This is a genomic window from Mesorhizobium sp. M0028 (assembly GCF_040323855.1).
In the GTDB taxonomy this organism is placed as follows: Bacteria; Pseudomonadota; Alphaproteobacteria; order Rhizobiales; family Rhizobiaceae; genus Mesorhizobium.
On sequence record NZ_JAMYVG010000033.1, the window covers coordinates 1 to 26,745 of the forward strand.

The window sequence follows — 26,745 nt, forward strand, 5'->3', positions numbered from 1 at the left end:
CGCTCCTTCGCTCAACTGCCTCTCCAAAGAATCCTTTCTCAGCCTAAACTCAACCCCAAAATCGCCATATGCGATTCCCCTGCCCTTGCGGGGGAGATGTCCGGCAGGACAGAGGGGGGTGCGAAGGATCGCCGACGCTTATTCTCCGTCGCGCCCGCCGGCGCAAAAAATCAGCTCTTGTTGGCGGCCAGCACCAGCACCGGCTTTTCGCTGTAGAGATTGGGGAACAGCCGCTTCAGATTCTCGACCTTGGGCAGATCATTGTAGACGATATAGGGATAGGTCGGGTTGAGCGTCAGGAAGTCCTGGTGATAGTCCTCGGCCGGATAGAAGGTCTTGCCGGTCTCCAGCGTCGTCACGATCGGCTTTGCAAACACCTTGGCCCTGTCGAGCTGGGCGATGTAGCTTTCGGCGATCTTTTTCTGCGTGTCGTTTTCGGCAAAGATCGTCGAACGGTACTGGGTGCCGCTGTCCGGGCCCTGGTAGTTCAGTTGCGTCGGGTTGTGCGCCACCGAGAAATACACCTGCAGCAGCTGGCCGTAGGTCACCTCGGACGGGTCGTAGGTGATCTCGACGGATTCGGCATGGCCCGTCCGGCTGGTGCCGACCATTTCATAGACGGCGGTGTCCTTGTCGCCGCCGGCATAGCCGGAAACGGCGCTGGTGACGCCCTTGACGTGCTGGAACACGCCTTGGACGCCCCAGAAGCAGCCGCCGGCGAAGACCGCCTTTTCGGTCCCGGCGGTGGCCTTCTCGTCCATTGCCGGCGGCGGGATCACCACCGCGTCTTCGGCCGAGACTGCCGGTGTCTGCCAGAACACGGCAGCAGCAGCCGTGAGGATGAGCGCGGCAAGTGCTGCTTTTGCGAAAATCGACGATCGTTTCAGGGCTCCGGTCATGTCTGATCTCCCATGATGCTGGTGTGGATTATACGACGGATAGATCCGCCGGGCTCTCACATTGCTGTGCGCATCGCCTATTTGGCCGGAGCCATGGCATCGCAGGCCTTGGTCGCCTCTGCCTTCTTCATGGCGTCCGTCTCGGCGGCGGCCTTGTCCATGCAGTCGGCCTTCATCGGATCGCCCGCCTTCATCGCAGTTGTGGCCATTGCATCAGGCGCCATGGCGCCGGCCGGCTTCATGGCATCGGTTGCCGGCTTCATGGCGTTTGTCGCCATGGCGTTCGCCGGCTTCATCGCATCTTCGGCCCGCGCCGCGCCTCCGGCGAACAGCGCCGTCGAGCAAAGTGCGAAGGCGAGTGCCGCCAGGGTCGGGCGATTGGTCAAACGATTGGTCATGATGATCTCCTTGGGTTTGGCAGGGGTTGATCGCATGCGGCGGCGCCGCTGCGGCGTTGCGCAAATTTCGGAACGTGTTCTAATTCGCTGCGGCAGCAAGGATCGGCCCGCCGCCCGGCACCTGCACCAGCACCGCTGTGCTGAGGCCACCCGTCGCCGCCGGCAGTGGCAGCGCGGTGGCGTCGCCGGTCCAACTGCCCAGCCTGGTCAGCGAATGCACGACATTGGCGTGCGGCAGCGTGCGGCCGGTGTTTTCGCCGCGCGCCACCGGCACCTCGACGACGCCCTTGCCGGTAGTGAACCAGCCAGACGTCGGCCCTGCCGCCGGGCACCGGACCGGCGCCGATGCTGATCTTTCCGCCGGCGAGCGACAGCGAAGGTCCGTCACCGTGGCCGCCGCTCGAAATCAGCTGCTCGATCTCGCCCGGCCTGGCGCCGACGGCATCGGCCCTGCCGTTGACCACCACTTGCGGCGTGAACGGGCCGGAACGGCCGAGCGACGGTTCATAGCGGACCTGGCGCTGCGTGAATTCTTCTTTGCCGAATGTGTCCTTCCAGCCGAGATAGTCCCAGTAGGTGACGTTGAAGGACAGCGCCAGCACGCCGGGTCGGTCCTTGACCTTGATCAGATTGGCGTTGGCCGGCGGACAGGACGAGCAGCCCTGGCTGGTGAACAGCTCTACGACGGTCAGCGTCTGGCCGGCGGCCGCGCTGGTTACCGAAAAACCGATTGCCGGAAACAAAGTCGCGGAAAACAGTGCCGCGGCGAGCCCCATCAGGGCTGTGCTTCGTTCCGATCCGGTCATCGCTGTTCTCCTGTGCGGTTCCATGTCCACACTTCGCCGCCGACACACGGTTCGTTACAGCATCACCGCTTCGTGATTGAGGAGAAGTCCAAGTTTTTCGTCTTAGGGATTGGCGAGAGCGAGGCGACATCCGATCTCCCCCCTTGTGGGCGAGATGTCCGGCAGGACAGAGGGGGGCGCCACCGAGCGTCATCCTACGTGGACGCCGAGTAACGCCAACTCGATGCTAGGATGGGCCAAGCGGATTGGAGGTTGCCAGATTTGCAAATTACGAGAGCCGCGGGACAGCGCCCCCCTCTGGCCTGCCGGCCATCTCCCCCACACGGGGGGAGATCGGCACTTGGCCCGGCTATTGCGTAAGCACGGTCTCCGAAGGCCGCTTGTTGAAGGCGCATTTGCCGGTCACAAAATAGGAAAAATCGGCGTCACCTACGGTGTTGTTGGTAAGTGATCCGCCATCTTCCCACGCTTGGCTGCTGGTGGTGCCGCACGGCACGGCCGTAAAGATGTCGACAGTCGTATTGGCTAGCGTCTTGACCTTGTCGATGAACAATCGATCGGAAGTGACCGGATCGTCCGATCGCAGGGTTGTCTTCGTGCCTGAGGCCAGATAGCCGCCGCCAAGACCAGGATTGGGATTCGGAATCTTCATCTCGAGAGACAGGTTGTCGATGTCCTTCACATCGATCACCGCACCGGCGCCGGTCGCGGGATACATCGTGTTGACGCAGGTGGTTGCGTATTTCTTGGTGCCGCTGGTCTGAGTGATTGTGCCGGTGGGCAAGCCGTAGAAGCTGAGCACCGTGGCGGTCGTGCATACTTGTTTCTGGACCAGCGTCTCCGTCGTTCCGTTGATCGTGTAGACAGAGGACGTTCCGTAACCTTTGGGATCGCCAAACCTGTTGTGTACGTAGGAGATCCTCATCAGCTTGTTAGCCACCGTGTCACCGGGTTTGGTGCCGTACAGCGTCACCGTCTTGTCCCACCAGCCAGAGATCTTGTCGACCTTGAACGTCGCCTCCACCAGTGCCGGCCGCTTTGTCACCGCCGACGCAACGCCGACCTGCACCGTATTGATCTTGACGATCTGCATGAAACTTGTCGGCATGGCGAAGCCGGCCGAAGCCTTGATGCTGGCTGCGCCGTCGGTGGCGACGACGAAGCTGTCGAGCTTGGCCGTGCCTTGCCCGCCATTGGCCAGGTACACCTCCTGCAGCTTCACCTGGCGGTCCGCCAACGTCGTGGTCGTCTCCAGCGTCGTAATCGACAGCGACGCAGCATCGAGTGCGCTCTGCATCGAGGCCCTGGTTGAAACCGCCGAGGTATAGTCGATGGAAAAACCCAATGCGGCAACCATCGGGATAAGCAAGATGGCGAGCAATGGCGCGAACGAGCCGCTCACCGATTTGAGAAATTTGCGTGCGGACAGCGGCATTCCGATCCCCCCGAAACGGCGATGGCCAGTGGACTATCACGCCGGGCGCGAACTATGCTCTAATCTCATGGATCAAAGTTTAACGACTTTGCCGCCCCGCCGCCGCACCCGCGCCCCGCCGCTTGCCGATGTAGCGTGCCCCTGCTAAAGCGCGCCGCATGACCACGCCGATCAAAAACATCCGCAACTTCTCCATCGTTGCCCATATCGACCATGGCAAATCCACGCTTGCCGACCGGCTGATCCAGTCGACCGGCGGGCTGGAGCTGCGCGACATGAAGGAGCAGGTGCTGGATTCGATGGACATCGAGCGCGAGCGCGGCATCACCATCAAGGCGCAGACGGTGCGGCTGAAGTACCACGCCAACAATGGGCAGGACTATATCCTCAACCTGATCGACACGCCCGGCCATGTCGACTTCGCCTATGAAGTGTCGCGCTCGCTCGCCGCCTGCGAAGGTTCGCTGCTGGTCGTCGACGCCTCGCAAGGCGTCGAGGCGCAGACGCTGGCCAATGTCTACCAGGCGATCGACAACAACCACGAGATCGTCGTGGTGCTGAACAAGGTCGACCTGCCCGCCGCCGAGCCCGAGCGCATCCGCGAGCAGGTCGAGGAGGTGATCGGCATCGACGCCTCCAACGCCGTGCTGATTTCGGCCAAGACCGGCCTCGGCATTCCCGACGTGCTCGAAGCGATCGTCAACGATCTGCCGCCGCCGCGCGAGGGCGACATCACGGCCCCGCTGAAGGCGATGCTGGTCGACAGCTGGTATGATGCCTATCTCGGCGTCATCGTGCTGGTCCGCATCATCGACGGCGTGCTGAAGAAGGGCCAGACCATCCGCATGATGGGCACCGGCGCCAGATACCTGGTCGAGCGCACCGGCGTCTTCACGCCCGCCCGCATCAATGTCGATGAGCTCGGCCCCGGCGAGTTCGGTTTCTTCACCGGCTCGATCAAGGAGGTTGCCGATACCCGCGTCGGCGACACCATCACCGAAGACAAGCGCCCGACGGCACAAGCCCTGCCCGGCTTCAAGCCGGCGCAGCCGGTGGTGTTCTGCGGCCTGTTCCCCGTCGACGCCGCCGATTTCGAAGACCTGCGCGCCGCCGTCGGCAAACTGCGCCTCAATGACGCGTCCTTCTCCTTTGAAATGGAAACCAGCGCCGCGCTCGGCTTCGGGTATCGCTGCGGCTTCCTCGGCCTCTTGCATCTCGAAATCATCCAGGAGCGGCTGGAGCGCGAGTTCAACCTCGACCTCATCGCCACCGCGCCCAGCGTCGTCTACCGCCTGCTGTTGAACGACGGCACGGTCAAGGAACTCCACAACCCGGCCGACATGCCCGACGTGGTCAAGATCTCCGCCATCGAGGAGCCATGGATCCGCGCCACCATCCTCACCCCCGACGACTATCTCGGCGGCATCCTGAAGCTATGCCAGGACCGGCGCGGCATCCAGGCCGACCTGTCCTATGTCGGCAAGCGCGCCATGCTGATATACGATTTGCCGCTCAACGAGGTGGTCTTCGACTTCTACGATCGTCTGAAGTCGATCTCCAAGGGCTACGCCTCCTTCGACTATCATTTGACCGACTACAAGGAAGGCGACCTGGTGAAAATGTCGATCCTGGTCAATGAGGAGCCGGTCGACGCGCTGTCGATGCTGGTCCACCGCACGGCGGCGGAAAAGCGCGGCCGCCAGATGTGCGAGAAGCTGAAGGAGCTGATCCCGCACCATCTGTTCAAAATCCCGATCCAGGCGGCGATCGGCGGCAAGGTCATCGCCCGCGAAACGATCTCGGCGCTGCGCAAGGACGTCACCGCCAAATGCTACGGCGGCGACGTCTCGCGCAAGCGCAAGCTGCTCGACAAGCAGAAAGAGGGCAAGAAGCGGATGCGCCAGTTCGGCAAGGTGGATATCCCGCAGGAGGCGTTTATCCAGGCGCTGAAGATGGGCGATTGAACGGGGTTACGCCCATTTCCCCCGTGGCCGGGCTGTTCCCAATTTCGAGCTGACCGAACCGCCTCCCGATGCGATTAAATATGCGCCGGCCAATGCCCTTCGCTTTAGGCAGCGGGCCGCCATTGGAGAAGGTCCCGTCTTGAAGTATCCTTGAGCTTGGAAGGGAGGTCCCGATGCGTCCCGCCAGCCCTGCTATCTCCGACACGATCGCCGCGATCGGCCTTGCCATCGGCGGCGCGATGGGCCTCGTCGGCACCTTCGTCGAGAGCGCGTCCCTTCGCGAAACACTCTGGACGATCGACGGCGTCGCACTGGTGGTAGCAACCGCGCTGCTGACGATGAATATCAGCGGCTGGGCAATGACTGCGTGGCGGCCGGATTTCTGACCTTTCTCGCCGGCGAGAGCCTGCTGCTCGCCGGCAATGCGGCGGGGCTTGAGGCCAGCGTGCCCTCCTATGTCGGCGGTATCTCGCTCTGGGCGGCGGCGCTGATCATGGTCAGCGCGCCGAAAACCTTCGCCCTGTGGATGCGGCTCACCGCTGTCGTGGCGGCTGTGCTGTTTGTCGTCTCAGTGGGCCTGATCCTCTGGGGCACCCCTTTGCTGCCGACCTCGGCGCCGCTGCCCGCTGCCGGATATCCCTTCCTGGTGCTCACATTCATCGGCTGGATATGGACCCTGCTGAAGCCCGATCGTTGAGCCCGTCGGACCGCCCCTCTCCGGCAGCTTCGCGGCCACCTCTCCCCCACCATGTGGGGGCGAGGAACCCAGGTCTTGTGAGGCTTCGGCGATTGGCGGTTTCCTCGCCCCACGAAGTGGGGAGAGGTGGTTTGCGAAGCAAACCGGAGAGGGTTCTTCCTTAGCAGCCTCGCGCGTCTTGCGACGCAAATGCCGCAATCACCTCTTCCACCCTTCAACCCGCCATGCCATGTTCCCCCCGCGCGGCCGAGCAGGCCGTTTCATTCCGGGGGGGAATCATCATGTTGTCTTACGCTTTCGCGCGCCGCGTTGCCGCTGCGCTGTTCATCGTCGGATTGTTTGCGCCCGTCGCGCATGCCGGCGATGTCACGTTCGAGATCAAGAACAGCCATCCCAACGCCATGCGCGTCGAACTGTACAGCCAGGACCGCGACCACGTCTGGCCGGGCAACAATCAGGATTATTATCTCAACGACGGCGAGACCAAGTCGATCCCGCTGTCCTGCAATGACGGCGAATCGATCTGCTACGGCGCCTGGGTCGATGGTGACGAGAATACCTATTGGGGTGTCGGCCCGGCCAACGCGGAAAAATGCGACGATTGCTGCTACACCTGCAGTGGCGGCGAGACCGAGGAAATCGATCTGGTTCCGTGAACTGTCTCCCTTTTGTTCGAGGGCTATTGCACATCGGCAAGCGCCCCCTCACCCGGATTGCCAACCGAATTGCGAAGGGGAATTCGGGGCAATCCGACCTCTCCCCGAGGGGAGAGGAGTCGCCTGCACTGGCGCCAGCCTCTTCTCCCCTCGGGGAGAAGGTGGCCGCGAAGCGGCCGGATGAGGGGGACTCCCGTATGCGATTGCCTCACCCTTGTGGGCCAGGTGGTCGTACAGAGGCCATAGCAGCGGAGCGCTGTCCCGCCAGCGTCGGCCGGCAACGCCGGAATTCAAAGCTGAAACAAAAAACCCGCCTCGGTGGGGCGGGTCGTTGGAGCCAATTGGCACCATAGTCAAATTAGTAGCATAGCTGCCGGCACAAAGCAAGAACAAAATGTAGTGCTGCGAGCAAAAAATGCGAATTCCCTTCCCGCCGCGCCCGAGGTCGGCCCTCACGAGGTGGAGAATGCTGCCTTGACGTCGTCCTGGCCGTCGCCATAGCGTAGTCCGAGAGGAGATCCCACCCATGGCAGTGGTCGAAGGCGAAAACATAGAGATCGGCTTTTCGGGAAAACGTTGCATCCATTCGCGCAACTGCGTGCTTGGCGATCCGCGTGTCTTCGTGCCCAATGCGCCCGACCAGTGGATCCACCCCGAGGCGGCCAGCGTCGAGAAGATCGTGGCGCTCGCCGAAGGCTGCCCGTCCGGCGCCATCACCTATGTCCGCAAGGATGGCGGGCCGCAGGAACAGCCGCCGGTGGTCAACATTGTGCGCATAAGGGAAAACGGCCCGCTGGCCGTGCATGCCGAGATCGTGCTGGGCGGCGAAACATTTTACCGCGCCACGCTCTGCCGCTGCGGCGCCTCGGAAAACAAGCCGTTCTGCGACGGCAGCCACGCCAAGGCGGGCTTCACCGCCACCGGCGAGCCGGCGCTGAAAGACACGCCGGCATTGGAAGCGCGCGATGGCCCGCTCACCGTCACGCCGACCACCAACGGCCCGCTCAAGCTCGAAGGCAATCTCGAAATCGTCACCGGCACCGGCCACACGGTCGACCGCACGCAACGCACCTTCCTCTGCCGCTGCGGCCACTCCGCCAACAAGCCGTTCTGCGATGGCAGCCACAAGCGCGTGGGGTTTGTCGGGTAATTGCCAAGGTTGCGATCCGTCACACCCCCCTCTGTCCTGCCGGACATCTCCCCCTCAAGGGGGGAGATTGGCAGCTTCGCCGGCGGCCACCCTGTTTGCAGCGTTGAAAATTTGCGAGAGCGTGGGTGACACCCAATCTCCCCCCTTGAGAGGGAGATGTCCGGCAGGACAGAGGGGGGTGCTGTCCCGCCGGCATTGGGCGAGCCTGCAGCGTGTTCGCCCGTGGCCCAGCCATCGCGGCTTTATCGATCGGCCGGTATCCGCTAAGGGGCGGAGACGAATTCTCCGGACCCGCCAATGACCGCCAAGCTCAAACCCTCCCCCCTGTTCCTCGGCATAGACACCGGCGGCACCTACACCGACGCGGTGCTGTGGTCGGAGGCCGGCGGCCCCGGCGGAAAAGTTCTGGCCAAGGCCAAGGCGCTAACCACCCGTCACGACCTGGCGGTCGGCATATCGGGCGCGGTCGATGCGGTGCTGCAAAAAGCCGGCACCGACCCGGCGGCGATCAAGCTGGTGTCGATGTCGACGACGCTTGCCACCAATGCGCTGGTCGAGGGCCAGGGCGGCCGCGTAGCACTTGTGATGATCGGTTTTGCCGAGGGCGACCTTGCCCGCGACGGGCTGAAGGCGGCGCTCGGCACCGATCCGGTGGTGTTCTGCCCCGGCGGCCACGATGTCCACGGCAATGCGGCGAGCCTCAATCTGTCCGGGCTGGAGGCAGCTTTGCCGGAATTGGAAAAGTCGGTGTCCGGCTTTGCCGTCTGCGCCTATTTTGCTACCCGCAACCCGGCGCACGAGCTTGCCGCCCGCGACCTGATCCGCGACATAACAGGCCTGCCGGTCACCGCCAGCCACGAGCTGTCGGCCAAGCTCGGCGGCCCGCGCCGGGCACTGACGACCTTGCTCAACGCCCGGCTGATCTCGATGATCGACCGGCTGGTCGCGGCAACCGAAGGTTTTTTGGCCGCGCGCAAGATCGCCGCCCCGCTGATGGTGGTGCGCGGCGACGGCGCGCTGGTCTCGGCCGCCTTTGCCCGCCAGCGGCCGATCGAGACGATCCTGTCCGGCCCGGCCGCCAGCCTTGTCGGCGCCCGCCACATGACCGGCCTCGACAATGCCGTGGTCTCCGATATCGGCGGCACCACCACCGACGTCGCGGTGTTGGACAAGGGCCGGCCGCGGCTCGATCCGGAAGGCGCCACCGTCGGCGGCTTCCGCACCATGGTCGAGGCCGTCGCCATGCGCACTTTTGGCCTCGGCGGCGATTCCGAAGTGGCGCTGGAGGACGGCGCGCTCAACCCGAAGATCCTGCTCGGGCCGCGCCGCCTGGTGCCGCTGGCGCTGGCCGGCATGATGCATGGCGACGCGGTCACATCAGAACTGGAACGCCAGCTGCGCGCACCCAATCCCGGCCGCATGGATGGCCGCCTCGCGGTGCGCACCGGCGTGCCGGAGCGGCTCGCGGCCGGACTGACCGGTGCCGAAGCCAAGCTTTACGAGCTGATCGGTGCCGTGCCGCAGGCTCTCGACAGATTGCTGACTTCGAATGCCCAGAACGCCACCTTGAACCGGCTGGTGTCGCGCGGGCTGGTGCATGTCGCCGGCTTCACGCCGTCGGATGCCGCGCATGTGCTGGGCAGGCAGGCCAATTGGGATCTGGCTGCGGCGCGTCTGGGTGCCGAGCTGTTCGCGCGCAGGCGTGACGGCCGCGGCCAGTTCATCGCCGCCTCGCCGGAGGCGATCTCGGAACGGGTGCTGACCACGCTGACCCGCCTGTCGGCGGAAGTCATCCTCGAGACCGCCTTCGCCGAGGATGGGCTGGATGGCGCGGCGACCGTCGCCCACGCGCTGGTCCAGCGCGCCGTCGACGCCCATCCCGGCATCGCCCGGCTCAGCGTCGCGCTCGACCGTCCGGTCATCGGCCTCGGCGCCTCGGCGCCGTTGCACTATGCCGGCCTGGCCGAGCTGGTCGGCAATGACTGCGTGGTGCCTGAGGATACCGATGTGGCCAATGCGCTCGGCGCCGTCGTCGGCCAGGTCCGGGTTTCGGCCGAGGCGCGGGTCAGCCAGCCCAAGGAAGGGCTGTTCCGTGTCGCCTCAGGCGAAAGCGTGCGCGATTTCAACGACGAGGCGGCGGCGATCGCCGCGGCGGAGAGAGATGTGCGCGCTATTGCCGCCGGGCGGGCGAAGGACGCCGGCACCGACAGCGCCGAGATCGAAATCGCCAGCGAGTTCCGCGTCTCCACCGTCGAGGGCCAGCGCATGTTCATCGAGGCGCATGTCGTGGCGGTCGCGTCGGGCAGGCCAAGGATGGCGGTGTGATTAGCCGATCTCCCCCCTCGAGGGGGAGATGTCCGGCAGGACAGAGGGGGGCGCTGTCCCGCCAACGTCTCAGTCTTTCGCGGTAACACCTCAGACTTGCGGCTGGTCGTAAATGGCAAGGTCGGCGATCCTTCACGCCCCCCTCTGCCCTGCCGGGCATCTCACCCACAAGTGGGGAGATTGGCAGCTCCTGCAACGGCGAAAACGCCCTACCTTCACCTATGCCGAATTGACCCTGCAACCGCGACATGCCAAAGGCCCGGCCTAGCCTTTCGTCTGGAGAAGCCCTGATGACCGATCGCGTCGAGATCGCCGGATTGCGGATTGCCCGCGAGCTTCATGATTTTGTCGTGAACGAGGCGTTGCCGGGCACCGGCATTGAAGCGGAGGCATTCTGGAGCGGTTTTTCGGCGATCGTCCATGATCTCTCGCCAAAAAACCGGGCGCTGCTCGAAAAACGCGATGCCATGCAGGACAAGCTCGACCGCTGGTACCGCGACAATGGCGCGCCCGTCGACATGGAGGCCTACAAGAGCTTCCTCCGCGAGATCGGCTATCTCCTGCCCGAGGGGCCGGCCTTCAGCGTGACGACCGAAAATGTGGACCCGGAAATCGCGCTGGTCGCCGGGCCGCAGTTGGTGGTGCCGGTGATGAATGCGCGTTATGCGCTGAATGCCGCCAATGCGCGCTGGGGCTCACTGTATGATGCGCTCTACGGCACCGACGCCATCCCGGAGACGGACGGCGCCGAGCGAGGCAACAAATTCAATCCGGCGCGCGGCGCCAAGGTCGTCGCCTGGGCGAAAAGCTTCTTCGACGAGGCGGTGCCGCTCACGACAGGCAAATGGGCCGGCGTGAACGGGCTTTCGGTCGCCAACGGCATGTTGCGGCTGGGCGAGGGCGGCGGCGCCACCACGCTTGCCGACCCCAAGCAGTTTGCCGGCTATCGCGGCGATGCCGCCGACCCCGAAGCCGTCTTGCTGGTCAGGAATGGCTTGCACATCGAAATCGCCATCGACCGCAACAACCAGATCGGCCGCACCGATCCGGCCGGCATTGCCGATGTCGTGCTGGAATCGGCGCTGACAACCATCCAGGACTGCGAGGATTCGGTGGCGGCCGTCGATGCCGAGGATAAGGTGCTGGTCTACCGCAACTGGCTCGGCCTGATGAAGGGCGACCTGGCTGAAGAGATCACCAAGGCCGGCAAGAGCGTTGTCCGAAGGCTCAACCCCGACCGCACCTATACCGCGCCCGATGGCGGCACGCTGACCGTGCCCGGCCGCTCGCTGATGCTGGTCAGGAACGTCGGCCACCTCATGACCAATCCGGCGATATCGGACCGCGACGGCAATGAGGTGCCGGAAGGCATCATGGATGCGGCGCTGACGGCGCTGATCGCGCTGCACGATGTTGGCCCCAACGGGCGCCGCGCCAATTCTCGCGCCGGCTCGATGTATATCGTAAAACCCAAGATGCACGGGCCGGAGGAAATTGCCTTTGCCGTCGAGATTTTCGACCGCGTCGAGGCGCTGCTCGGCATGGCGAAAAACACCATCAAGATGGGCATCATGGACGAGGAGCGGCGCACCACCGTCAACCTCAAGGAGGCGATCCGCGCCGCCAGGGACCGCGTCGTCTTCATCAACACCGGCTTCCTCGACCGCACCGGCGACGAGATACATACCTCGATGGAAGCCGGCCCGATGATCCGCAAGGGCGACATGAAGCAGGCCGCCTGGATTGCCGCCTATGAAGCCTGGAACGTCGATACCGGGCTCGAATGCGGGCTGGCCGGCCACGCCCAGATCGGCAAGGGCATGTGGGCGATGCCCGACCTGATGGCGGCGATGCTGGCCGAGAAAATCGCGCACCTTAAGGCCGGCGCCAACACCGCCTGGGTGCCGTCGCCGACGGCGGCAACCCTGCACGCCACGCACTACCACAAGGTCGATGTCCAGGCCGTGCAGAAGGCGCTGAAAAGCCGGCCCAAGGCCAGGCTCGACGACATCTTGTCGGTGCCGGTAGCAAGGCGGCCGAACTGGTCGCCTGAAGACATCCAGAAGGAGCTAGACAACAACGCGCAAGGCATTCTGGGCTATGTCGTGCGCTGGATCGACCAGGGCGTTGGCTGCTCGAAAGTGCCTGACATAAACGACGTCGGCCTGATGGAGGACCGCGCCACGCTGCGCATCTCCTCGCAGCACATCGCCAATTGGCTGCATCACGGCGTCTGCACGCCCGATCAGGTCATGGAAACGATGAAACGCATGGCGGCGATCGTCGACCGCCAGAACGAAGGCGATCCACTCTACCGGCCGATGGCACCGGACTTCAACAATTCAATCGCGTTCCTCGCCGCCTGCGACCTCGTCTTCAAAGGCCGCGTCCAGCCCAACGGCTACACCGAGCCGGTGCTGCACGCGCGGCGGCTGGAACTGAAGGCGAAGCAAGGCGCCTGAAGCGAAGGCGCGGGAGCCGGCGTCCCCCTCCCCTTGAGGGCAGGGTGACCCGAAGGGCCGGGAGGGGTCCTGCATGAAGTGCGCCAACGCCCATTCTGACGATGCGCCTCAGGAAGAGGATCATCGGGGCCCAGGTTCGATTTCCAAAAATAGGGCAAGTCGAGGGACGCCGCGTCCTCCACACCGCGGCTGCCTCTAACCTCACGCGGGCGAGATCGAGCACGACATGAAAATATCGGTATGTCTGACCGGCTCCGGGGTTTCACGGAAGGGCGGGCAGGGCCTGAAGCCGAACGACTCATACACGGCAATGGCGTTTTTCATGTAGAACGTCGTGTGGATCAATACCGTCCGGATTCGGCCTTTCCGGATCTCCGCCAGCGCGGCCCCCATTAGCGCCCGGCCGATTCCTTTTCCGCGAAACGACGCGTCGACAAAAAACTTGTGAATCTCCGCCGTATGGTCGTCGAACTGGTCAAGGCGAGGCAGCCCGCCGGTAGGTTCTCCGATCGCGCGATAAACGCCATGGCATCTGGCGCGCCGAACTTCGCTGCCAGCGAACTGCCGCTCCTTTCGGGGTGGAAGATGGTCCTCACGTCCTCCTCCGAGACGCCGTAAGGCTGCACGGCGTCGACATCCCATTGTGCAAGCTTGCGGCAAAGCCCGGCCATGGTCTCGAAGTCTTCGGCACTGCGTGCCGGCGAAACAGAAATCATCCCCGCCTCAGCCCCGGTTAGGTGCATGACCGTAACATATGCGATCATCGGGCGCGAACCCGCAACCGTACTTCCAGCGAGCAGCAGAAGCACTACGCCGCCTGTGCCATCCGCTCCGAGCTCATGCGGTAGGAAATCGCCTCGGCCAGATGGATGCGGCCGACCGTTTCGCTGGCCTCGAGATCGGCCAGCGTCCGCGCCACCTTCAAGACGCGGTGGTAGGCTCTTGCCGAAAAGCCGAGCTTTTCGCTGGCGTCCCTCAGTAGCGACAGGCCGGCGGCATCGGGCATGGCGATCTCCTCGATAACCGACGGTGAGCAATGCGCGTTGGTGGTGGCGGAGGTCGCGCCGAGCCGTTCGAAACGCTCACGCTGGATCGTACGGGCACGGGCGACGCGCAGTGCCACGGCTGCACTCTTCTCCGCCCGGTCCGGCCGGATCAGATCGCTGGCCGAAACCGCCGGTACCTCGATCCTGAGATCGATGCGATCGAGCAGCGGGCCGGAAATGCGCGCCTGGTAGTCGGTGCGGCAGCGGTCGCCGCGCAGGCAGCGATAGCCCGGCTCGCCGGCCATGCCGCAACGGCACGGGTTCATCGCCGCGACAAGCTGGATACGCGCCGGATAGGTGACGCGATGATTGGCGCGCGCGATCATGCAGTCGCCGGTCTCCAGCGGCTGGCGCAGCGCATCGAGCGCCTGCGGCGAAAATTCCGGAAACTCGTCGAGGAACAGCACGCCGTGATGGGCAAGCGAGGCCTCGCCCGGCCGCACGCGCAGGCCGCCGCCGACCATCGCCGCCATCGAGGCCGAATGGTGCGGCGCGCGGAACGGCCGCCGGTCGGTCAGCTTGCCTTCGCCGAGTTCGCCGGCCACCGAGGCGATCATCGAGACTTCGAGCAATTCCTTCGGCGCAAGCGGCGGCAGGATCGACGGCAGCCGCTGGGCCAGCATCGATTTTCCCGACCCCGGCGGCCCGACCATCAGCAGGTTGTGACCGCCGGCGGCCGCCACCTCCAGCGCCCGCTTGGCGGTCTCCTGGCCCTTGATGTCGGCAAGGTCGGGCAAGTCGCGCGCCGAAGTATGGATGCCGGCTTCCGGCCGCGACAGAACCTGCGTGCCGCGAAAATGATTGGCGATGGCAATCAGGCTGCGCGGCGCCAATATGTCGAAATCCTTGCCGGCCCAGGCGGCTTCCGGGCCACAGGCGAACGGGCAGATCAGGCCCTTGCCTTCGGCATTGGCGCCGATCGCCGCCGGCAGCGCGCCGGCCACCGCGGCAATAGTGCCGTCGAGCGACAATTCGCCAAGCACGACATAGCCGGCCAGCATGTCGCCCGGAATGGCGCCCAGTGCCGCCATCAAACCGAGCGCGATCGGCAGATCGTAATGGCTGCCCTCCTTGGGCAGGTCGGCCGGCGCCAGATTGACGGTGACCTTCTTCGATGGCATCGACAGGCCGGATGCATGCAGCGCCGCCTGCACCCGCTCGCGGCTTTCGGCCACAGCCTTGTCGGCCAGGCCGACGATGTGCATGTTGACCTTGCCCGGCGCGATCATCACCTGCACGTCGACCGGCACGGCCTCGATGCCCTGGAAAGCAACCGTGCGAACCCGCGCCACCATGTCTTCACCCCGGCTGCAGGCTTGCCCCAAGCCCTTGCGATCATGCCGCGAACGGCGTCACCGGAGACAACCACAGATTTCCGGCGAAGGCAAGAACATTTGGGGAACAGCTGAGCGCAACGGCTGCAATGGTTTGCAACGCGGCCGCTCGCGAAGCGAGGCTAGGTGCGCTTCTCCTCCACGGCATCCCAGAACAGGCTGGCGATGTCGGCGCCGCCGAAGCGCTGCACTTCGCGTATGCCGGTCGGTGAGGTCACGTTGATCTCGGTCATGTAGTCGCCGATGACGTCGATGCCGACGAGGATGAAGCCGCGCTCCTTCAGCGAGGGGCCGATGCGGGCACAGATCTCGCGTTCGCGCTCCGTCAGCTCGGTCTTTTCGGCACGGCCGCCGACATGCATGTTGGAGCGCGAATCGTGCTCGGCCGGCACGCGGTTGATGGCGCCGACCGGCTCGCCGTCAATCAGGATGATGCGTTTGTCGCCGGCGCGCACCTCCTTCAGGTAGCGCTGCACGATGTACGGTTCGCGGAACATCTGGCCGAACATTTCGAGCAGCGAGGCTAGGTTGCGGTCGGCCTCATGCAGATGGAAGATGCCGGCGCCGCCATTGCCGTAGAGCGGCTTGACGATGATATCGCCGAACTCCTTGCGGAAGGCTGCGACCTCGAGCGGGTCCTTGGTGATCAGCGTGTCCGGCATCAGGTCGGGAAATTCGGTGACGAAGATCTTTTCCGGGCTGTTGCGCACCCAGGCCGGATCGTTGACCACCAGCGTCTTCGGATGGATGCACTCGAGGATATGCGTGGTGGTGATGTAGTTCATGTCGAACGGCGGATCCTGCCGCAAAAGGATGACGTCCATTTCCGAAAGGTCGGTGCGCACCTTCTCGCCCAGCGAATAATGATTGCCCTTCTCGTCGCGGACCTGCATCGCCTCGATGCGGGCAAACACCTTGCCGTCGCGCAGCGACAGCCGGTCGGGCGTGTAGTGGAACAGTTGGTGGCCGCGCCGCTGCGCTTCCAGCGACAGCGCAAACGACGTGTCGCCGGCAATCGACACGGTGGAGATGTGGTCCATCTGGACGGCGACTTTCAGGGGCATTGCGGCTCTCCGGCGCACTTGGAGCGATCCACTTGGATGCACAAAGTACGCTCCAACACTTTTGAATCCATGCATCGTGCTGTCCGAAAATCGATTCCGATTTTCGCGCCGATGCATCGACGACAGCGATATAAGGAAATCGGCGGCTTCTGCCAATCGGCCAAGGTCATGATGAGGCTGCGCTTCGTTTGGCGCAGATCCCAATGCGATGCGCCGTCAGCGATCGAAGACCAGCTTGGAATAGCCGAGGAAGGACAGCGCCATGGCAATCAGCGAGGCGACCGCAAGGGCGATGAGCGGCGACACCATCGGCAGCGCGAACAGCGTGGCGCAATAGACGAGATAATTGACGACGCTGGTGGCAATGCCGACGCCGCCATAGCGTGCGCCCTCCTGCGCGATGCCGCGGCTGGAAGGCGAAAACGTCAGATGGCGGTTGATCAACCAGGTGACGGACAGGGCAAAACCGATCGAAATGATGCGAGCCGCGAATGGTCCGAGCGGTGTTATCGCCAGCACCAGCCAAAGCGCCGCCGCGTCGGCGACGAAGCCGATGCCGCCGGCGAAAATGAAGCGGGCGAGGCGTCCCATTCAGGCTCTAGGCCGCGCGCGGGGTCTTGCCCGGTCCGGCCTTCAAAGTCGCGAGGGCGCTTGCACGTTCACGTTCGACGCGACCGGAAGGCATCGACAGATAGAAGATGCGCTTCTGCTCGGCCCGGCCGCGCGACACCGAATCGAGGATTACCCCGGTCACCGCCGCCAGCATCGACAGCAGCAGCAGCCCGACCGACAGCACCCAGGTCGGCATGCGCGGCACAAGCCCGGTTTCGGCGAACTCGATCAGCACCGGCGCCATCAGGAACAGGCTCGATGCCAGGAAGAACACCGAAAAAGCGCCGAAGAAACGCAGCGGCTGTGTCTCCTTCATCAGCATGGCGAACATCCACAGGATCTTCGCGCCGTCGCGAAAGGTCGACAGCTTCGACGAGGAGCCTTCCGGCCGGCGGCCATAGTCGAGCCCGATCTCGCTGACCGGCAATTTGAGCTGCGAGGCGTGCACCGACATTTCGGTCTCGATCTCGAAACCGCCGGAAACGGCGGGAAAGCTCTTGACGAAGCGCCTGGTGAAGGCGCGGTACCCCGAGAAGATATCGGTAAAGTCCGAGCCGAACAGCCGCTTGTAGAGGCTGTTGAAGATGCGGTTGCCGAAGGCATGGCCAGTCCTGCCGGCATCGTCGGCGACGCCGCGCCTGGTGCCCACCACCATGTCGGAGCGCTCGGTCAGCAGCGTGTTGATCAGTTGCGGCGCGTCCTCCGGCGCATAGGTGCCGTCGCCGTCGGCCATCAGGTAGATGTCGGCCTCGATGTCGGCGAACATGCGGCGCACGACATTGCCTTTGCCCTGGCGCGGCTCGCGCACCACGATGGCGCCGGCGGCGCGGGCTCGGAGCGCCGTCAGATCGCGCGAATTGTTGTCGTAGACATATATCGCGGCGGCAGGCAGCGTCTCGCGAAAGCGCCGCACCACTTCGCCGATCGTCAGCTCCTCATTGTAGCAAGGCAGGAGCACGGCGATGCTCGGCTCATGGCGCACTTCTTGTGGCATTTTCGTCTCCGGATGCCCTGTGAGATCCCTGACCGCTCAAACGCCGGCCTCGCTCGGGGCGGCTTTACTATTTATTGAAGCTGTTAAGGCTAGGTTTAAACCGCCCCGTATTCCTTCCAAAGGTCCTGATATGAGCACAGCCGACGATGGCGCCTCCATTTGGAGGTCCGATATCGCGCTGGCGCTGCTTGCCACGCTGCTGGCGCTTGCCGTCAATGCCTTTGCCGGTTTCCCGGAACTGACCAATGCCGGCGGCGACAACGACAATCTGCTGCGCCTTGTCGAAGTTCGCGACATGCTGGCCGGCCAAAGCTGGTTCGATCTGCACCAGTACAGGATGGGCCTGGAAGGCGGCTTCGTCATGCACTGGTCGCGGCTGGTCGATGCGCCGATCGCCGCCATCACGGCCGTGTCGGCCCTGACCGGGAGCACGGTCTTTGCCGAGAATTTTGCGCAAGTGCTGTGGCCGGCGCTGCTCTTTTGCCTGACCGTGTTTTTCACCGCTCGCACCGCGCGCAGCTTTGCTGGTGACGGCGCCGTGCTGCCCGCTGTCGTCGTCGGCGCCGCCGCACTGCACTTCCTCGGCATTTTTTCGCCTGGCGCGCTCGATCACCACAATGTCCAACTGATGCTGAGCATGGCCAGCCTGAGCCTTCTGCTTGAAGCGCCGTTGCGCAGGCCGGCGGCACTACTCTCCGGCCTGTGCGCCGGATTGATGCTGGCCGTCGGCATGGAAACCGCGCCTTATGTCGCCACCATCGGCGCCTCTGTCGCCACGCTGTTTGCCCTCGACGCCGATGGCGAGAGGCCGATTGCCAGGGATTTCGGCCTCGGCTTTGCCGGCGTGTCGGCTCTCGTCTTTGTCGCCACCATCGCACCGTCCGCCTGGGGTCAGGCGCAATGCGACGCCTTCTCGACCGTGCAGTTCGTCGTCGCAGCGATTGCCGGAACCGGCCTTGCGGCGATAGCGTCGGTCGAGCCCGCTGGCCGCACGCGCCAACGGCGCATCGCCTCGCTTGGCCTGCTTGCCCTGATATTGGCCGCAGTCGTCGTCTTTTTGTTCCCGCAATGCCTGGCAGCGCCCTATGCCAACCTCGATCCGCGCCTCAAGGAGCTATGGCTTGATCACATCGACGAGGCGCAATCGCTGTTCAAGCTTCTCGCTGAAGATCCGGCCGGGGTGGTGGCGCGCTATGCTACGCCGCTCATCGCGCTCGTGCTGATGGCGCTTCGCCTTGGCCGTGGCGGCTGGCGGCGGCAGGACAGCCTTGTCGGCACGCTGCTTGTCGTGGCCTTCATCGTCAGTGCCTGGCAGGTGCGCGGTTCGACATTCTCGATCGCCTTCGCCGTCATCCCGCTTGCTGCCTGGATTGCCAAATGGCGTCAACGGGCCGAGGCCAGCCCGTCGCGCGGCGTGGCGCTGCGCATGGCCGCCGTCTGGCTGGTTTCGGTGAATGCCGTCTGGACTGGGGCTGCCGCGGCGACCTCGGTCGCCTTCGAGGACAGCAATACCGCCGCCGATAATGGCGACGGCGCCGATGTCGCTTGCCAGCGCATGGCCTCCTTTGCGGCGCTTGGCCGCCTGCCCGGCACCACGGTGCTGGCAATTTCCAATCTCGGATCGCCGATCCTGGCCTATTCCGGACACCGCGTCTTCGCCGGGCCTTATCATCGCAACGTCGCCGGCAACCTGCTGGCGCTCGATGCCTTCCTTGGGTCCGATGCCGATGCCAGGACAATCCTGGCGGATCATCACGTCGGCCTCGTCGCATTGTGCCCCGGCAGCCCCGAAAGCAAGCTCCTCGCCGCCAAGGCGCCGGCAGGTTTTCTCGCCGGGTTGATGCGCGGCAGCGTACCGGAATGGCTTGAGCCGGTTGCCGGGACCAGCGGAGCCGCCGTCGAATTGTACCACGTCCGGCTGGGCGGCTGATCGATCGGGGGCGCGTGCGGCCTTTTGTCGGACATAAGTCCCGACTATCCACTCTTTCGCCCTTGCCCGCCCGACATGGCTGGATAGGATGCGCGCCGGTCAGACCGAGATCGTTGGACCGGGAGAGAATTCATGATGCCATCGGCACGCTTTGCCGACCTCGAAGGCGCTTCGGTGCTGATCACCGGTGGCGGCTCCGGCATTGGAGCCGCCTTGACCGAGGGATTTATCCGCCAGGGGGCAAAGGTCGCCTTTATCGATATCGCCGACCGTCCGAGCCTGGCGCTGGCCGATCGGTTAGACAAGGAGCTCGGCCGGCGGCCGCTCTATCTCAAGACCGATATACGCGATATCGAGGCATTGCGGTTATCAGTTGCCAAAGCCGCCGAGGCGCATGGCGACGTGACCGTGCTCGTCAACAATGCCGCGCAGGATGACCGTCATACCGTCGAAGACGTCACGGTCGAGTTCTGGGACAACAATCATGCCATCAACCTGCGCCCGCATTTCTTCAGCGCACAGGCGGTGGCGCCGGGCATGAAGCGGGCCGGTGGCGGCTCGATCATCAATTTCACCTCGACCTCGTTTCTCATCAACCATCCCGATATGCCGGCCTATACCGCCGCCAAGGCCGGCATCGTCGGCCTCACCAAGGGTCTTGCCGGCAAGCTCGGCGTCGACGGCATTCGCGTCAACGCAATCGCGCCCGGCTGGGTGATCACCGAGCGACAGAGAAAGCTCTGGGTCACCGAACAGGCGCTCGCCGCCCACGTCGCCAAGCAGTGCATCAAAGAGGTGATGCAGCCGGAAGACGTTGTCGGCACCGTGCTGTTCCTGGCGTCGGATGCTTCACGCATGCTGACCGCGCAGATGCTGATCGTCGACGGGGGGTTCCTGTGATCTCATCGAGCAAGGCCCCTTCTGTCGCGGCCGTCGACTGGGGCACCACCCGGATGAGGGTGTGGCTGCTCGACGGCGCCGGCAAGGTTCTCGCCGAGCGGCGCGGCGATGACGGGCTGATCACCGCCCAGGCTAAAGGATTTTCGTCCGTTCTCGAAGGGCATCTGGCTGCCATGGGTGCCCCCGAGGCGCTGCCGGTCATCATTTGCGGGATGGCCGGTTCGCGCCAGGGCTGGCTGGAGGCGCCCTATGTCAGCGTGCCGGCGCCGATCGGCGCTATCCTCGCCGGCGCTGCCCGCATCCCCGGCCAGCGCCGCGACATCCGCATCGTGCCCGGCCTTGCCCAACGCCTTGCCGATGCACCTGACGTCATGCGCGGCGAGGAAACGCAGCTTGCCGGCGCCGGTTTGCCGGCACAGGGACGCCACCTCGTCTGCATGCCCGGCACCCATTCGAAATGGGTGCTGGTCGAGGACGGTTCCATTGCCGGCTTCGGCACCTGGCCGACCGGCGAGCTGTTTTCGGTGCTGGCTGCGCACTCGATCCTGCGCCATTCGCTGGGCGAGCCGCTGCAGCCGGTTGCCGCCGAAAGTCCGTTTTTCCGGGACTGGTGCCTGAAGGCGTTGGCCGAGGGCGGTGACATCGTTTCAAGACTGTTCTCGATCCGCGCCGCCAGCCTGTTGCAGGACCTGAAGCCCGAAGATGCCGCAGCCTCTCTGTCCGGCCTGCTGATCGGCGGCGAGATCGCTTCGGCAAATAGCCGCTATGGGGCAAGCGCCGTGCCCGTCGTGCTGATCGCATCGGGCGCACTCGGCAGGCTCTATGCCGAGGCGCTCGGCCTTGCCGGGCTCGCTTTCAGGGCGGTCGACGCCGATGAGGCGGTGCGTGCCGGCCTTGCCGAAGCCGCGCGCGAAAATGGCATGATCGCCAAAAATGGAGTTGCCGCATGACCGAAACCGCACCTTTTCCAAAGCTCAAGCGGGGTCTGGTCGCGATCCTGCGTGGCCTCAAGCCAAGCGAGGCGGTGGCGATCGGCCAGGCGATCTTCGGCGCCGGCATCGAAGCAATCGAGGTGCCGCTCAACTCGCCCGAGCCTTTTGTTTCCATCGCCAGTATTGTCGAAACGCTTCCTCCGACGGCGCTGGTCGGCGCCGGCACGGTGCTCACCGCCGCCGATGTCGACGGTCTGCACAAGGCCGGCGGGCGGCTGCTGGTCAGCCCCAATATCGATGCCGAGGTCATGGGCCGTGCCATGCAGTACGGCATGGTGACGATGCCCGGCGTGTTCACGCCGACCGAGGCATTTCAAGCAATCCGGCTCGGCGCCTCGGCATTGAAATTCTTCCCGGCGAGCGTGCTTGGCGCGGCGGGCATTTCGGCGATGCGCGCGGTGCTGCCAGCCAGTGTGCTGGTCGGCGCCGTCGGCGGCGTTTCGGACAAGGACTTTGCCGGCTACAAAGCGGCCGGCGTCACCGTCTTCGGTCTTGGCTCCAGCCTGTTCAAGCCGGGCATGAGCATCGACGAAGTGGCAGCACGGGCGAAGGCTGCGGTCGTGGCCTGGGACGCGGCGTTTGGAGCGGCATGATGAGCGAGACCATCGTTTCGGTTTTTTCCGACCATGTCTGCCAACTCGGCGAGGGGCCAAGCTATGACCCTGCCACGGACACGCTCTATTGGTTTGACATCGTCAACGGCCAGCTCCTGGAACAGCGCTTGTCCGGCGGTGCGGTCAAAATCCACGAGCTCGGTCAGATGGCCAGCGCCATCGCCATTGTCGACGACCAACGCCAGCTGATCGCCACCGAGGCCGGCCTGCATGTCCGCGATGTCGCGACCGGAAAGCTGACGCTGCACACGCCGATCGAGGCCGATAATACGGTCACCCGCTCGAACGATTCCCGCGTTCACCCTTGCGGCGCCCTCTGGGTCGGCACCATGGGTAAGGGCGAGGAGAAGGCCGCCGGTTCTATCTACTGGTTCTTCAAGGGCGAGCTGCGCCGGCTCTATGCGGATCTCACGGTGCCCAATTCGATCTGCTTTTCCGAAGATGGGACTATCGCCCATTATACCGACACCAGCACCGGGCTGTTGATGCGCGTCGGCTGCGATCCTGCGACCGGCCTGCCGGTTGGCGAACTGAAGGTCTTCGTCGATCACCGTTCGGCCAAGGGCTATATCGATGGTTCGGTGCTCGACCGCGACGGCATATTGTGGAACGCTTGCTGGGGCGGCAGCGTCGTCGAAGCCTATGGACCCGACGGCAAGCTTGTCCGTTCGGTGGCGATGCCGGCGACGCAGCCGTCCTGTCCGGCTTTTGTCGGCAGGAATGCCGACCGGATCGCGGTCACCTCCGCCTGGTCCGGCAAGAGCGAGAAGCAGCGCCTGCTCGACCCGCAAGCCGGCATGACGTTTATGCTCGACATTCCAGTCAATGGTCGCTTCGAGCCGCGCGTGCTGATTGGCTAGACCATGGTCCCGAACCTTTGGTTCGGAAAAGATCATGGTCAAACAAGAAGATGGTGCGCTTGCTGTCGTGCAGGCGTCCGATCAACGTCGGTTCCGCGCAAGCCGAATGCGTTCCCCGTGCGATGGTAGGCAATCGTGCTGCCAGGAGCCGTTCCACCCATGTCAAGCCGCAAGCCGAAGCTGATCCTTGTCTACGAGCCGGAAAAGGCCTGCTTCGATCGGCTGGTCGCCGATAACCACGTGCCGGAGCGTGCCGTCGAAATCGCCTCCTATCTGGCGCAATCGACCGACATCGCTGCTGAATTCGACGCACTTGCCGCCGCTTGCCAGAAGCGCGGCTTGTCGTTTGCGCCGGTGACACTCGACGACGCCGCAAGCGTTCTCGCCGGCGAGGACCCGAAGACCACGCTCGTCTGGACGCTGACCGACGGCATCGCCTATTTCCGCGGCGGCGCGGCACCAGCTCTGGCACGGCTGAACGGCCTGAAGGCGATCGGCGCCGACGATGCGCTTTTTGCGCTCTGTCAGGATAAGTTCCGTTCCGGCGCCGTGCTCGGCGCGCTTGGCTTGCCGGTGCCGCGGGCGGGCCTTGCCCGTGACGGAGCCTGGCTGGTCGCGCCGCCGGACTCGCCCGCCGGCTGGTTCGTCAAGCCGAACCGGCTCGGCGCCAAGATCGGCATCTGGCCGGATTCGCGCTGCCACGATCTCGGCCACGCGCTGGAGCTTAGCCGGCGCGTCTTCGCCGCCTATCGCGACGATGTCGTGGTCCAGCCCTATGTCGCCGGCCGCAACGCGCGCGCCAGTTTTCTCGGATTGAAGCCGGATACCGGCGCCGAGGCGATCGGCATCGCCCTTGTCGATTCGGGCAGCGATTTCCAGACCATGCAGGACAGCCTGGCGCTTTACGGCGATACCGGTGTAGCGGCGAAAGCCGCGGGAAATTACGCTGAGCCGTTGCTGCTTCCCGTTGGCGCCAGCCAGCCTCGAGCCGATGCAAGAATTCGTCGCATCGCCGAAAGCCTGATGGTCGGGCTTGGCCTGCGGGATGTGTTTTCCATCGACTTCCGGGTCGAAGCCGACGACAGCGTGCACCTCATCGAGTTCGAGGTCTGCCCCGGCCTGCCCTGCTTCGATTTCCGCGATTACTGTCGCCAGCAATGGGGCCTGAGCCTCGCCAATGCGATGGCCGAGACCGCGATGAACCGACTTCGCGCCTAAATCCCCTCGACCAGCACGATTTCACCATCAGCCACCTTCTGGCGGATCGCGACCGCGCGCTGGTATTCGGGCGAGTGGTAGCAGTCATGCGCCGCCGCAAGTGACGGAAACTCGATGATCACATTGCGGTCGCGGCCCGGCCCCTCGGCCTTCTCATGCGCGCCGCCGCGCGCCAGGAACTTGGCGCCGAAGCGGTCGAAGGCCAGCTTGGCGGCTGCGACATAGTCCTTGTAGCCTTCCGCATCGCGCACGTCGACGCGAGCGATCCAGTATCCCTTGGGCATCGGTTTCTCCTGGTTTTTGGTCCTTATGCCGAGCGCATTTCATCGAGGATGGCTTCAGCTGCCGCCCGCCGGTCGGCCGCGCCGACGATCGGCCGGCCGACCACGAGGTGGCTGGAGCCGTTGCGGATCGCCTGCGCCGGCGTCACCACCCGCTTCTGGTCGCCATGGTCGCTGCCCGTGGGCCGGATCCCCGGCGTCACGACGGCCAGGTTGGGGCCGACGATGCGGCGCACCGCCTCCGCTTCCTCGGCCGAGCAGACGATGCCGCCCATGCCGGCATGTAGCGCCTGCTCGGAGCGCCTCAGCACCAGCGTATGCGGATCATATTCATAGCCGGCGTCGATCACGTCCTGCTCGTCCATCGAGGTCAGCACGGTGACCCCGAGCAGGCAAAGGTCGCTGCCCTTCGCAGCCTCGACCGCCGCCTTCATCGTCTTCGGATAGGCATGGATGGTCAGCATGCTCATGCCCATCCTGACGATGTTGTCGACCCCCTTGGCCACCGTGTTATCGATGTCGAGCAGCTTCATGTCGAGAAAGATCCTGGTGCCGCCGCTGGCCAGCTCGCGGGCGAAGTCGAGCCCGCCGGCAAAGGCGAGCTGGTAACCGATCTTGTAGAAGGAGACGATCCCGTCGAGCTCGCGCACCGCTTTCTCGGCTTCCTTCAGCGTCGGCAGGTCGAGGCCGACGATCAGCCTTTCCTGCATCGTGTCGGCATGCGCGGCGTCCGGGATCATGCCTCGATCCGCGTCGACAGCATGCGCGAGGTTTCGATCAGCGTTCGGCATAGGTGCTCCATCGATTGGCGTAGTCTCTCGTCCCTGAAGTTGCCCTCGTCGTCGAAGGCGTTGCCGCCCTCCGGCACCGAGCATTCCGGTGTCACCACCTCCATCCGGCAGCGCACCAGAACGGCGCGCAGATGGTTGATGCAGCGTATCCCGCCGAAGGGTCCGTTGGAAGACGAGCAGAGGCCGGCAACCTTGCCGGCAAGCGGCCTGAACGTCCGGCCGCCATCCTTGCGCAGCTGGCTTACCCAGTCGATGGTGTTCTTGAGCAGCGGTGGAATGGAGCCGTTATATTCGGGCGTCGCGATCAGCAGCCCGTCATGGGCGGCGATCATCCGGCCGAGCTTGACGGCGTTTTCGGGAATGCCTTCTTCCTTTTCCAGATCCTGGTCGAGGATCGGCAACGGATAGTCGGCGAGCGAGATGCGGGTCACCTCCGCGCCCTGCATGGCAAGTTCCTTCTGCGCAACGTCGGCGGTCCTGGCGCTATAGGCGCCGCTGCGCACCGAACCGGCGACGACGAGAATTTTCGGGATCACAGCCATGGGGTCTGCCTTGTCACCCGATGGGTATAAGACAAGTGCTATTCAAACCCAACGCTGCAATTCAGGCGGCCCCGCGTCGGTAGATCCAAAGCTGCGTCGGCGGAATGTTGCGGATGACGAAATGGAAATGCTCGACCGTATAGTCGCCGCGGCCCGGCGGGATCGGCGACAGCGGCCCGTAAGTCAGCTGCACGATCGGCCGGCCCGCCGGGATGCGGTCGAGCAGGCTCTCGACATAGGCGATGCGCTGGGCGACCGGGAAGTTGAGCAGCGGCACGCCCGATATCACCGAATCGAAGACCAGATCGCGCTTGTCACCGAGCGTCGCGTCGAGATTGAAGGCGTCGCCCTCGATGACGTTGACGCCTGGATAAAGCTGGCGCAGATGGCGCACGAAATCAGTGGAATATTCGACCGCGTAGAGATTTTCAGGCTTTATGCCCTGAGCGAGGATGGCGCGCGTGATGACGCCTGTGCCAGGCCCGACCTCGAGCACCGGCAGGCCGGATTTCGGATTGACGATCGAGGCCATCTTGCGCGCGGTGATGGAACTGGTCGGGACGATCGAACCGACCGCCTTCGGCTTGTCGATCCAGCCCTTGAAGAACTTCAGTTCGTCGTCGAACTTTTCCGCCAGCGTCTTTCGCAGTCCGGGACTACGCGTCATCGAAAGTCCTCCTCAACGCTCCCTCGCATGCTACTTAGCAGCTACGAGGTGCAAGACAAGGCGAATCCCCGGATAAGGTGTTGATGACGCTCGGGAAGCGTTTCCAGG

General features: G+C 64.4%; 26 protein-coding genes and 1 pseudogene. 13 read left to right on the forward strand and 14 right to left on the reverse strand.

Annotation, left to right across the window (positions count from 1 at the left end):
• Nucleotides 1-170 precede the first annotated feature (170 nt).
• From msrA to NKJ93_RS31850, 4 genes and pseudogenes are all read right to left on the reverse strand, one after another.
• The gene (msrA, locus tag NKJ93_RS31835; RefSeq protein ID WP_352593261.1) at nt 171-899 is read right to left on the reverse strand and encodes a peptide-methionine (S)-S-oxide reductase MsrA; all 729 of its coding nucleotides are present in this window, start codon (nt 897-899) and stop codon (nt 171-173) included.
• 77 nt (nt 900-976) lie between these two features.
• Nucleotides 977-1,297: a hypothetical protein gene (locus tag NKJ93_RS31840; protein WP_352593263.1), complete on the reverse strand. Its 321-nt coding sequence runs from the start codon at nt 1,295-1,297 to the stop codon at nt 977-979.
• A gap of 79 nt (nt 1,298-1,376) precedes the next feature.
• Nucleotides 1,377-2,103: pseudogene (locus NKJ93_RS31845) on the reverse strand (DUF1223 domain-containing protein).
• A 349-nt stretch (nt 2,104-2,452) separates the two neighbouring features.
• Nucleotides 2,453-3,538, reverse strand: a complete 1,086-nt coding sequence (locus tag NKJ93_RS31850) for a TadE/TadG family type IV pilus assembly protein (RefSeq protein WP_352593266.1) — start codon at nt 3,536-3,538, stop codon at nt 2,453-2,455.
• Between the two features lie 158 nt (nt 3,539-3,696).
• Here NKJ93_RS31850 and lepA point away from each other — a divergent pair, with 158 nt between their 5' ends.
• From lepA to NKJ93_RS31885, 7 genes are all read left to right on the forward strand, one after another.
• Nucleotides 3,697-5,502, forward strand: a complete 1,806-nt coding sequence (gene lepA, locus NKJ93_RS31855; RefSeq protein ID WP_352593269.1) for a translation elongation factor 4 — start codon at nt 3,697-3,699, stop codon at nt 5,500-5,502.
• Nucleotides 5,503-5,675: 173 nt separating this feature from the next.
• A complete protein-coding gene (locus tag NKJ93_RS31860) occupies nt 5,676-5,888 on the forward strand; it encodes a hypothetical protein (RefSeq protein ID WP_352593272.1) in 213 nt (70 codons plus the stop codon).
• Nucleotides 5,870-6,199, forward strand: a complete 330-nt coding sequence (locus NKJ93_RS31865; protein WP_352593275.1) for a hypothetical protein — start codon at nt 5,870-5,872, stop codon at nt 6,197-6,199. Before NKJ93_RS31860 ends, NKJ93_RS31865 begins: the two co-directional genes overlap by 19 nt.
• 281 nt (nt 6,200-6,480) lie before the next feature.
• Nucleotides 6,481-6,855: a hypothetical protein gene (locus tag NKJ93_RS31870; RefSeq protein WP_502896353.1), complete on the forward strand. Its 375-nt coding sequence runs from the start codon at nt 6,481-6,483 to the stop codon at nt 6,853-6,855.
• 526 nt (nt 6,856-7,381) lie between these two features.
• The gene (locus tag NKJ93_RS31875; protein ID WP_023718894.1) at nt 7,382-8,005 is read left to right on the forward strand and encodes a CDGSH iron-sulfur domain-containing protein; all 624 of its coding nucleotides are present in this window, start codon (nt 7,382-7,384) and stop codon (nt 8,003-8,005) included.
• Between the two features lie 297 nt (nt 8,006-8,302).
• Complete coding sequence (locus NKJ93_RS31880; RefSeq protein WP_352593278.1) at nt 8,303-10,330, forward strand: hydantoinase/oxoprolinase N-terminal domain-containing protein; 2,028 nt, start codon at nt 8,303-8,305, stop codon at nt 10,328-10,330.
• A gap of 290 nt (nt 10,331-10,620) precedes the next feature.
• Nucleotides 10,621-12,792: a malate synthase G gene (locus tag NKJ93_RS31885; RefSeq protein WP_352593280.1), complete on the forward strand. Its 2,172-nt coding sequence runs from the start codon at nt 10,621-10,623 to the stop codon at nt 12,790-12,792.
• 201 nt (nt 12,793-12,993) lie between these two features.
• Here NKJ93_RS31885 and NKJ93_RS31890 read toward each other — a convergent pair whose 3' ends face one another.
• The 6 genes from NKJ93_RS31890 to NKJ93_RS31915 form a co-directional block, all read right to left on the reverse strand.
• Nucleotides 12,994-13,302, reverse strand: coding sequence for a GNAT family N-acetyltransferase (locus NKJ93_RS31890; protein ID WP_352481514.1), 309 nt, complete (start codon nt 13,300-13,302; stop codon nt 12,994-12,996).
• Nucleotides 13,185-13,508, reverse strand: a complete 324-nt coding sequence (locus tag NKJ93_RS31895) for a hypothetical protein (protein WP_352495471.1) — start codon at nt 13,506-13,508, stop codon at nt 13,185-13,187. The genes NKJ93_RS31890 and NKJ93_RS31895 overlap by 118 nt, the downstream gene beginning before the upstream one ends.
• Nucleotides 13,509-13,600: 92 nt before the next feature.
• The gene (locus tag NKJ93_RS31900) at nt 13,601-15,133 is read right to left on the reverse strand and encodes a YifB family Mg chelatase-like AAA ATPase (protein ID WP_352593282.1); all 1,533 of its coding nucleotides are present in this window, start codon (nt 15,131-15,133) and stop codon (nt 13,601-13,603) included.
• Between the two features lie 161 nt (nt 15,134-15,294).
• Complete coding sequence (gene gshB / locus NKJ93_RS31905; protein ID WP_352481397.1) at nt 15,295-16,236, reverse strand: glutathione synthase; 942 nt, start codon at nt 16,234-16,236, stop codon at nt 15,295-15,297.
• Nucleotides 16,237-16,452: 216 nt separating this feature from the next.
• Nucleotides 16,453-16,827 (reverse strand): GtrA family protein, encoded by a 375-nt coding sequence (locus tag NKJ93_RS31910; protein WP_352481398.1) that lies wholly within the window; start codon nt 16,825-16,827, stop codon nt 16,453-16,455.
• Between the two features lie 7 nt (nt 16,828-16,834).
• A complete protein-coding gene (locus NKJ93_RS31915; RefSeq protein WP_023718901.1) occupies nt 16,835-17,842 on the reverse strand; it encodes a glycosyltransferase in 1,008 nt (335 codons plus the stop codon).
• Nucleotides 17,843-17,972: 130 nt separating this feature from the next.
• On the opposite strand from NKJ93_RS31915, the gene NKJ93_RS31920 reads away from it, so the two are divergent.
• From NKJ93_RS31920 to NKJ93_RS31945, 6 genes are all read left to right on the forward strand, one after another.
• On the forward strand, nt 17,973-19,772 hold the full coding sequence (locus tag NKJ93_RS31920) for a GtrA family protein (RefSeq protein WP_352481399.1): 1,800 nt from the start codon (nt 17,973-17,975) through the stop codon (nt 19,770-19,772).
• A gap of 132 nt (nt 19,773-19,904) precedes the next feature.
• Nucleotides 19,905-20,672 (forward strand): SDR family NAD(P)-dependent oxidoreductase, encoded by a 768-nt coding sequence (locus tag NKJ93_RS31925; protein WP_352481400.1) that lies wholly within the window; start codon nt 19,905-19,907, stop codon nt 20,670-20,672.
• Nucleotides 20,672-21,622, forward strand: coding sequence for a 2-dehydro-3-deoxygalactonokinase (locus tag NKJ93_RS31930; RefSeq protein WP_352593304.1), 951 nt, complete (start codon nt 20,672-20,674; stop codon nt 21,620-21,622). The genes NKJ93_RS31925 and NKJ93_RS31930 overlap by 1 nt, the downstream gene beginning before the upstream one ends.
• Nucleotides 21,619-22,257 carry a 2-dehydro-3-deoxy-6-phosphogalactonate aldolase gene (locus tag NKJ93_RS31935; protein WP_352593285.1) on the forward strand — a complete coding sequence of 213 codons (639 nt, stop codon included), beginning with the start codon at nt 21,619-21,621 and terminating at the stop codon, nt 22,255-22,257. Before NKJ93_RS31930 ends, NKJ93_RS31935 begins: the two co-directional genes overlap by 4 nt.
• Nucleotides 22,257-23,138, forward strand: a complete 882-nt coding sequence (locus NKJ93_RS31940; protein WP_352593288.1) for an SMP-30/gluconolactonase/LRE family protein — start codon at nt 22,257-22,259, stop codon at nt 23,136-23,138. The genes NKJ93_RS31935 and NKJ93_RS31940 overlap by 1 nt, the downstream gene beginning before the upstream one ends.
• A 159-nt stretch (nt 23,139-23,297) precedes the next feature.
• Nucleotides 23,298-24,356 (forward strand): D-alanine--D-alanine ligase family protein, encoded by a 1,059-nt coding sequence (locus NKJ93_RS31945; RefSeq protein WP_352593290.1) that lies wholly within the window; start codon nt 23,298-23,300, stop codon nt 24,354-24,356.
• On the opposite strand, the gene NKJ93_RS31950 is transcribed toward NKJ93_RS31945, so the two are convergent.
• The 4 genes from NKJ93_RS31950 to pmtA all read right to left on the reverse strand — a co-directional run bounded on the left by NKJ93_RS31950 (nt 24,353) and on the right by pmtA (nt 26,637).
• A complete protein-coding gene (locus NKJ93_RS31950) occupies nt 24,353-24,640 on the reverse strand; it encodes a DUF1330 domain-containing protein (RefSeq protein WP_023718908.1) in 288 nt (95 codons plus the stop codon). The two genes, NKJ93_RS31945 and NKJ93_RS31950, sit on opposite strands and share 4 nt — an antisense overlap.
• Before the next feature lie 23 nt (nt 24,641-24,663).
• Nucleotides 24,664-25,377: an orotidine-5'-phosphate decarboxylase gene (gene pyrF / locus NKJ93_RS31955; protein WP_352593293.1), complete on the reverse strand. Its 714-nt coding sequence runs from the start codon at nt 25,375-25,377 to the stop codon at nt 24,664-24,666.
• Nucleotides 25,374-25,970, reverse strand: coding sequence for an NADPH-dependent FMN reductase (locus tag NKJ93_RS31960; RefSeq protein ID WP_352481403.1), 597 nt, complete (start codon nt 25,968-25,970; stop codon nt 25,374-25,376). The genes pyrF and NKJ93_RS31960 overlap by 4 nt, the downstream gene beginning before the upstream one ends.
• Before the next feature lie 61 nt (nt 25,971-26,031).
• Nucleotides 26,032-26,637 carry a phospholipid N-methyltransferase PmtA gene (gene pmtA, locus NKJ93_RS31965; protein ID WP_352481404.1) on the reverse strand — a complete coding sequence of 202 codons (606 nt, stop codon included), beginning with the start codon at nt 26,635-26,637 and terminating at the stop codon, nt 26,032-26,034.
• Nucleotides 26,638-26,745: the final 108 nt, after the last annotated feature.